The following is a 7,542-nucleotide window of genomic DNA, read 5'->3' as shown; positions in this document are numbered from 1 at the left end:
ATCGCCGATGGTAGTGTGGGGTTTCCCCATGTGAGAGTAGGTCATCGTCAAGATTAACTTCCGAAACCCCTATCTGCGTGCGCAGGTAGGGGTTTTGTTTTTGCGCGCAAGAAGCTCACCGTCTTGCGTTTTCTATGCAACGGCTCTAGGCATGGCTATCATGCGTGCCTCATTGTGAGGCGGGATGCGCATGCTGACGTTGTTAAAGCTTCTGAAGGACGGTCGATTTCACTCGGGACAAGCGCTTGGTGCTGCTTTGGGCATTAGTCGCAGTGCTGTGTGGAAGCAGCTTCAGCATTTAGAGGCCGACCTGAATCTATCCATTCACAAGGTGCGTGGTCGTGGCTATCAATTGGCTACACCGCTGACGCTTCTAAATCCTGCCGAGATCGCCGGACACGCGCCGGATTGTGCGTGGCCGGTGATGATTTTCGACTCTATTGACTCCACTAACGCAGAGGCCCTGCGCTCCATCGAGAGGGGGCTGCCTGCGCCGTTTGTTGTGCTTGCAGAGCGACAGACTGCTGGCAGGGGGCGGCGGGGTCGAAAGTGGGCAAGTCCTTTCGCAGAAAACATTTATTACAGTCTGGTACTGCGTATAGACGGCGGAATGCGACAACTTGAGGGGCTCAGTCTCGTCGTCGGTTTGGCTGTAATGCAGACCTTGCGTGAGTTGGGAGTGCTGGAAGCGGGTCTGAAGTGGCCAAATGACGTTCTAGTCGGTCAGAAAAAGATTGCCGGGATACTATTGGAGTTGGTTGGCGATCCTGCTGACGTGTGCCACGTCGTCTTGGGTGTAGGGATTAACGTGAACATGCAGATGACTGAGGAGGTCGATCAGCAATGGACCTCGATGCGCCTCGAGGCGGGCAAGGCTTTCGATCGCAATCACCTGGTTGCTAGCCTGGGGGGGATGCTTCAGAAGTATTTGAGTCTCCATCAGGATTCGGGCTTTGCCGCTATCCAGGCGGAATGGGAGCAGAACCATCTATGGCAAGGACGCGCAGTTTCGTTGATCGCTGGAGTTAACCAGATTGATGGAATTGTAATGGGCATCGATCGGCAGGGCGGGTTACGTTTGAAGGTGGGTGGCGTGGAAAAAGTATTCAGTGGCGGTGAGCTCAGCTTGAGGTTGCGCAATGATTCTTGAGCTCGACTGCGGTAATAGCTTCATCAAGTGGCGTGTGCTTCTTGCTGATGCGGCTCGTGTATTTGCCGAGGGTGTGGTTGATTCGGATCTCGCTCTGCTGGACAGCTTGCATAAGTGTGACGGGTTGCTCCTGACGCGCTGTCGGTTAGTCAGTGTCCGGACCAATGAAGAGACTCGCGCGCTTATCTCTTCATTGGTTGACTCGTTCGGGGTATCTGTTGCCTGTGCGGCGCCGGCTCGTGAGATGTCGGGGGTTCGAAACGGTTATAAGGAGTACGAGAGGTTAGGTCTCGATCGGTGGCTTGCGATGCTCGGTGGGTTCCATCTCGCGTCTGGAGCTTGTCTGGTGCTCGATTTTGGCACGGCAGTGACAGCTGACTTCATTGCAGCGGATGGCGAGCACCTGGGCGGATTCATCTGTCCAGGAATGCCGTTGATGCGTAACCAGTTGCGCACCCATACGCGGCGAATCCGTTATGACGACCTTGCAGCTGAGCGGGCATTGGAAAAGCTGGTGCCGGGTATTACAACGGTCGAAGCGGTTGAGCGCGGTTGCTCATTGATGTTGAGAGGCTTCGTCCTGACCCAGCTGGAGCTGGCGCGCAACTATTGGGGGCAGAATAATTTCACGGTGTTCCTCACGGGTGGTGATGCGGGGCTGGTTTCAGAGGTTGTGCCGGGGGCCAGGGTTGTCCCGGATCTTGTATTTGTAGGCTTGGCTATGGCGTGTCCCTTGTCCTGAGGTTTTTATGCGTTGGTTGTTTCTGTTGTTGCTGGTTCTCAATGGGTTCTATTACGTCTGGCATCAGCAGGAGGCACCTTTGCGGGCAAAAGAGGTGATGCCGCTTACCTTATATCGTGGTTCGCAGCAGGATATCCGTTTGCTGAACGAGTCGGCTGATGCGGTGGCGAGGCGCGACAAGGGGCGGTCGGCTGATATGGATAGCAATTGCCTTTATGTGGGGGGCTTTGCTCGTCAGGAAGCTGCTCAGGTACTCGAACAGCGGTTGAGTGGTCTGGATATCAAGGTCCGGCCGCAGTTACTCAGCCTTGCTGATTCCGCCGGTTATTGGCTGCGTGTGGCGCCGGAAAGCCGGCATCTGGCGGACGATATGCTTCTGCAAAGCCTTTCCAAAGAATTCAATGAGTTAAAACATAAAATAATGCCATGCGAAGGCATTGCAACTGTCGAATAGTTTGCATAGAATGGCGCCCGCTCCGCAGTGAACACCTCTTGAGGTGTTAGTAGCGAAGCAGAAGGTCATGCAGCTAACCTCAGGTTTTTAATGAGAAAATGCTTGACAGAAGGGCAGCGTAGTATAGAATGCTGCCTCGCTTAGGAGGGGTTCCCGAGCGGCCAAAGGGATCAGACTGTAAATCTGACGTCTACGACTTCGAAGGTTCGAATCCTTCCCCCTCCACCATATTTTAAGCGTGAGCTGCAAGCTCCGCGGGTATAGTTTAGTGGTAGAACCTCAGCCTTCCAAGCTGATGATGCGGGTTCGATTCCCGCTACCCGCTCCAAGTTTGCTGTTTGTGCACAGTGTTTCGCTCTTGTAGCTCAGTTGGTAGAGCACACCCTTGGTAAGGGTGAGGTCAGCGGTTCAAGTCCGCTCAAGAGCTCCATATAACAAGGCAGATATGAAAATATCTGCCTTTGTTTTAATGGTTGATGTAGCTAGCTCAATTCTTCTCCTGAGGGTGATTTCGATGGCTAAGGAAAAGTTCGAACGTAATAAGCCGCACGTCAACGTAGGTACCATTGGTCACGTCGACCACGGTAAGACCACGCTGACCGCTGCGCTGACTCGTGTCTGCTCCGAGGTTTTCGGTTCGGCAAAAGTTGACTTCGACAAGATCGATAGCGCCCCGGAAGAAAAAGCTCGCGGTATCACCATCAATACCGCTCACGTTGAATACGATTCGGCCGTGCGTCACTATGCACACGTTGACTGCCCGGGTCATGCCGACTACGTAAAAAACATGATCACCGGTGCTGCCCAGATGGATGGCGCGATCCTGGTTTGCTCGGCCGCTGATGGTCCGATGCCGCAGACTCGTGAGCACATCCTGTTGTCTCGTCAGGTTGGCGTTCCGTACATCGTCGTCTTCCTGAATAAGGCTGACATGGTTGACGATGCTGAGCTGCTGGAACTGGTTGAGATGGAAGTGCGTGATTTGCTGAGCGCTTACGATTTCCCGGGTGACGACACTCCGATTATCATCGGTTCCGCTTTGATGGCTCTGAACGGCCAAGATGACAACGAGATGGGTACCACTGCGGTTCGTAAGCTCGTTGAGACTCTGGATAGCTATATTCCTGAGCCGGTTCGTGCAATTGACAAGCCGTTCCTGATGCCGATCGAGGACGTGTTCTCTATTTCTGGTCGCGGTACTGTTGTGACTGGGCGTATCGAGCGCGGAATCGTCAAGATTCAGGAAGAGATCGAGATTGTTGGTCTGCGTGATACTATCAAGACTACTTGTACGGGTGTTGAGATGTTCCGCAAGTTGCTCGACGAAGGTCGTGCTGGCGAGAACTGCGGTGTTCTGCTGCGTGGTACCAAGCGTGACGACGTTGAGCGTGGTCAGGTTTTGGTCAAGCCAGGTAGCGTGAAGCCTCACACCAAGTTTGTTGCTGAGGTTTACGTTCTGAGCAAGGAGGAGGGTGGTCGTCATACCCCATTCTTCAAGGGTTACCGTCCGCAGTTCTACTTCCGTACGACTGATGTGACCGGTAATTGCGAATTGCCAGAAGGCGTTGAAATGGTGATGCCGGGTGATAACGTTCAGATGACCGTTACCCTGATCAAGACCATTGCAATGGAAGATGGTTTGCGTTTCGCCATTCGTGAAGGCGGTCGTACCGTCGGCGCCGGTGTCGTGGCAAAAGTCATCGAGTAAGTTGTTGAAGTATCTTTGTCGGGCCGACATAATGGTCGGCCTGATTTTGTTTTTAGGTCAGTAGCTCAATTGGCAGAGCGACGGTCTCCAAAACCGTAGGTTGGGGGTTCGATTCCCTCCTGACCTGCCAGATTCACTCGGTGTGTCTGGCTTTCTTTTCACAGGATTTTCTTAGATGACACCCAAGGCTGAAGCTCAAGGTTCTCGCTTCGATCTGCTTAAGTGGCTTGTAGTAGTCGCTTTGGTGGTTGTCGGTGTTGTGGGTAATCAGTATTACTCCGGTTCGCCGATCCTGTACCGCGTACTCGTGTTGCTCGTCATTGCTGCTGTAGCTGCCTTTGTAGGCCTGCAGACTGTCAAGGGCAAGTCTTTCTTTGTACTGGTTAAGGAAGCTCGCACCGAAATTCGTAAAGTCGTATGGCCAACTCGCCAAGAAACCACGCAGACCACGTTGATTGTTGTGGCTGTTGTTCTGGTTATGGCGTTGCTGTTGTGGGGGCTTGACTCCCTGCTCGGCTGGCTTGTTTCCTTGATTGTTGGCTAAGGGTGTCCCGTGGCTAAGCGTTGGTACGTTGTGCATGCTTACTCGGGTTACGAGAAGCATGTCATGCGCTCGTTGATCGAGCGTGTGAAGCTGGCTGGCATGGAAGAAGGCTTTGGCGAAATTCTGGTTCCCACTGAAGAAGTGGTTGAAATGCGTAATGGCCAGAAGCGCAAAAGCGAGCGCAAGTTCTTTCCAGGCTATGTGCTGGTTCAGATGGATATGAATGAGGGTACTTGGCACTTGGTCAAGGATACTCCTCGTGTGATGGGTTTCATCGGCGGAACCGCCGACAAGCCCGCGCCGATCACCGACAAAGAGGCTGAAGCCATTCTGCGTCGTGTCGCTGATGGTAGCGACAAGCCGAAGCCGAAGACGTTGTTCGAGCCGGGTGAAGTGGTGCGCGTCACAGATGGTCCGTTTGCTGATTTCAACGGTACTGTCGAAGAAGTTAACTACGAAAAGAGCCGGATCCAAGTCGCAGTGCTCATTTTCGGTCGCTCTACTCCGGTAGAGTTAGAGTTCAGTCAGGTCGAAAAGGCATAACTGAACAAGCATCCCATACCCCCGCAGCCCTAGGCTGTGGGGTTTTGTCGTCACTGGGATAAACGCGCAAGTAACCGGGGAGCCTTTTCAGGCGTTTGAACCCGTAATTGGAGTGCCTCATGGCTAAGAAGATTACTGCTTACATCAAGCTGCAAGTGAAGGCCGCACAGGCCAACCCAAGTCCACCCGTCGGCCCGGCTCTGGGTCAGCACGGCGTGAACATCATGGAATTCTGCAAGGCATTCAACGCCCGTACTCAGGGTCTTGAGCCAGGTCTGCCGACTCCTGTGATCATCACTGTTTACAGTGACCGCAGCTTCACTTTCGAAACTAAAAGCACCCCAGCTTCGGTTCTGCTGAAGAAGGCTGCTGGTCTGACTAGCGGTTCCGCTCGTCCGAACACCGTTAAGGTTGGCACCGTGACTCGTGCTCAGCTGGAAGAAATCGCGAAAACCAAAAACGCGGATCTGACTGCAGCTGATATGGAAGCAGCCGTGCGTACTATCGCCGGTTCTGCTCGTAGCATGGGCCTTAACGTGGAGGGTGTGTAATGGCTAAGTTGACCAAGCGTCAAAAGGCTATCGCCGGCAAAATCGAAGCAGGCAAGGCCTACAACTTTGTAGATGCCGCTGCTCTGTTGACCGAGCTGTCGACTGTCAAGTTCAGCGAGTCGGTTGACGTCGCTGTAAACCTGGGTGTTGACCCGCGTAAATCCGACCAGGTTGTTCGTAGCGCTACTGTGCTGCCGCACGGCACTGGCAAGACCGTTCGCGTTGCTGTTTTCACCCAGGGCCCAGCCGCTGAAGCTGCTCTGGCTGCCGGCGCTGATCGTGTAGGTATGGACGATCTGGCTGCTGAAATGAAGGGTGGCGACCTGAACTATGACGTCGTTATTGCTTCCCCGGATGCAATGCGCGTTGTTGGTCAGCTGGGTCAGATCCTCGGTCCACGTGGCCTGATGCCTAACCCTAAAGTCGGTACTGTTACTCCAGACGTCGCTACCGCGGTTAAAAACGCCAAGGCTGGTCAGGTTCGTTATCGCACCGACAAAAACGGCATCATTCACACTTCCGTTGGCAAGGTCGGTTTCGACGCCGTCAAGCTGAAGGAAAACGTTGAAGCCCTGATCGCTGATCTGAAGCGTATCAAGCCGGCCTCCTCGAAAGGCATCTACGTCAAGCGCGTTACCCTGAGCACCACTATGGGCCCAGGTCTGGTCATCGACCAAGGTTCGCTGGACGTATAAGACACAAATTGGCGTGAGAGATCGCGCCAATTGAAAGATTGGGGTCCCTGCCTGGCGGGGGCTATCCAAGACCGTAGGCGACGCAAGTCTTAAACCTCAAGCCTACGCAGATGGTGCTCCCGGTTCCTTACCGAATCAGACACCAAAACGACATCCGGTCTCGACTGGATGAAACGGTAACAAGCAGGAGTTAAACCCGTGGCAATTAAACTCGAAGACAAGAAGGCCATCGTCGCTGAAGTCAACGAGGCTGCCAAAGTCGCTCTGTCCGCTGTCGTGGCTGATGCCCGTGGCGTAACAGTAGGCGCGATGACCGGACTCCGTAAAGAGGCTCGTGAAGCTGGCGTTTACGTACGTGTTGTACGTAACACCCTGCTCAAGCGCGCTGTTGCTGACACTGAATACAGTGTTCTCAACGACGTGTTCACTGGCCCGACCTTGATCGCGTTCTCCAACCAACATCCTGGCGCTGCTGCCCGTTTGTTCAAGGAATTCGCCAAAGGTCAGGACAAGTTCGAGATCAAGGCAGCTGCGTTCGAGGGCAAGTTCCTCGCAGCTAATCAGATCGACGTACTGGCAACTCTGCCGACCCGTGACGAAGCAATTTCCCAGCTGATGAGCGTGATTCAAGGCGCTACCAGCAAGTTGGCTCGTACTCTGGCGGCTATTCGCGACCAAAAAGAAGCTGTTGCAGCCTAAGGCTGAGCACTTCCTTTCGCGCTTTTTTGTTTATTTCGATGGTCGCGTAGGCCGTCCCCAAATCAGGAATTAGAGTCATGTCTATCTCTCAAGACGATATCCTCAACGCCGTAGCTGAAATGTCCGTTATTCAGGTTGTTGAGCTGATCAAAGCTTTCGAAGAAAAATTCGGCGTTACCGCTGCTGCTGCTTCCGCTGGCCCAGCTGTTGCTGCTGCCGTTGCTGAAGAGCAAACCGAATTCAACGTCATGCTGCTTGAAGCTGGCGAGAAGAAAGTTAACGTGATCAAGGCTGTACGTGAGCTGACCGGTCTGGGCTTGAAAGAAGCCAAGGCTGTAGTTGACGGCGCTCCAGGCATGGTTCTGGAAGCTGTAGCTAAAGACGCTGCTGACAAAGCCAAGGCTACCTTGGAAGAAGCAGGCGCTAAAGTCGAGCTGAAGTAAGCATCGACTTTGC

At 53.7% G+C, this 7,542-nt stretch carries 10 protein-coding genes and 4 tRNA genes; all 14 read left to right on the top strand.

Annotated elements, in window-relative coordinates; genetic code table 11:
- The first annotated feature begins 190 nt into the window (after positions 1-190).
- Positions 191-1,150 carry a bifunctional biotin--[acetyl-CoA-carboxylase] ligase/biotin operon repressor BirA gene (gene birA / locus AC07O1_RS14230; protein WP_495089118.1) on the top strand — a complete coding sequence of 320 codons (960 nt, stop codon included), beginning with the start codon at positions 191-193 and terminating at the stop codon, positions 1,148-1,150.
- A complete protein-coding gene (locus tag AC07O1_RS14225; RefSeq protein ID WP_494994962.1) occupies positions 1,140-1,892 on the top strand; it encodes a pantothenate kinase in 753 nt (250 codons plus the stop codon). The genes birA and AC07O1_RS14225 overlap by 11 nt, the downstream gene beginning before the upstream one ends.
- A gap of 7 nt (positions 1,893-1,899) precedes the next feature.
- Positions 1,900-2,346 (top strand): hypothetical protein, encoded by a 447-nt coding sequence (locus AC07O1_RS14220; protein ID WP_495089117.1) that lies wholly within the window; start codon positions 1,900-1,902, stop codon positions 2,344-2,346.
- A gap of 143 nt (positions 2,347-2,489) precedes the next feature.
- A tRNA-Tyr gene (locus tag AC07O1_RS14215) sits at positions 2,490-2,574 on the top strand.
- Positions 2,575-2,600: 26 nt separating this feature from the next.
- A tRNA-Gly gene (locus tag AC07O1_RS14210) sits at positions 2,601-2,674 on the top strand.
- Positions 2,675-2,700: 26 nt separating this feature from the next.
- A tRNA-Thr gene (locus AC07O1_RS14205) sits at positions 2,701-2,776 on the top strand.
- Positions 2,777-2,860: 84 nt separating this feature from the next.
- Entirely contained in the window at positions 2,861-4,054 is a 1,194-nt protein-coding gene (gene tuf, locus AC07O1_RS14200) for an elongation factor Tu (RefSeq protein ID WP_495089124.1), read from the top strand.
- 54 nt (positions 4,055-4,108) lie between these two features.
- Positions 4,109-4,184 (top strand) — tRNA-Trp (locus AC07O1_RS14195).
- Between the two features lie 45 nt (positions 4,185-4,229).
- Entirely contained in the window at positions 4,230-4,598 is a 369-nt protein-coding gene (gene secE, locus AC07O1_RS14190; RefSeq protein ID WP_494994964.1) for a preprotein translocase subunit SecE, read from the top strand.
- Positions 4,599-4,607: 9 nt separating this feature from the next.
- Positions 4,608-5,141: a transcription termination/antitermination protein NusG gene (gene nusG / locus AC07O1_RS14185; RefSeq protein ID WP_123573478.1), complete on the top strand. Its 534-nt coding sequence runs from the start codon at positions 4,608-4,610 to the stop codon at positions 5,139-5,141.
- Between the two features lie 119 nt (positions 5,142-5,260).
- The gene (rplK, locus tag AC07O1_RS14180) at positions 5,261-5,692 is read left to right on the top strand and encodes a 50S ribosomal protein L11 (RefSeq protein ID WP_007933726.1); all 432 of its coding nucleotides are present in this window, start codon (positions 5,261-5,263) and stop codon (positions 5,690-5,692) included.
- Complete coding sequence (gene rplA, locus AC07O1_RS14175) at positions 5,692-6,387, top strand: 50S ribosomal protein L1 (RefSeq protein WP_003232403.1); 696 nt, start codon at positions 5,692-5,694, stop codon at positions 6,385-6,387. The genes rplK and rplA overlap by 1 nt, the downstream gene beginning before the upstream one ends.
- A 198-nt stretch (positions 6,388-6,585) precedes the next feature.
- The gene (gene rplJ, locus AC07O1_RS14170; protein ID WP_095147408.1) at positions 6,586-7,086 is read left to right on the top strand and encodes a 50S ribosomal protein L10; all 501 of its coding nucleotides are present in this window, start codon (positions 6,586-6,588) and stop codon (positions 7,084-7,086) included.
- A 77-nt stretch (positions 7,087-7,163) separates the two neighbouring features.
- Positions 7,164-7,529: a 50S ribosomal protein L7/L12 gene (rplL, locus tag AC07O1_RS14165; protein ID WP_494994965.1), complete on the top strand. Its 366-nt coding sequence runs from the start codon at positions 7,164-7,166 to the stop codon at positions 7,527-7,529.
- The last annotated feature ends 13 nt before the right edge of the window (positions 7,530-7,542 follow it).

Source organism: Pseudomonas sp. GW821-FHT07G10 (assembly GCF_059418545.1).
Note: the sequence above shows the minus strand (reverse complement) of the source record. Positions and strands in the feature narration are given on the sequence as shown.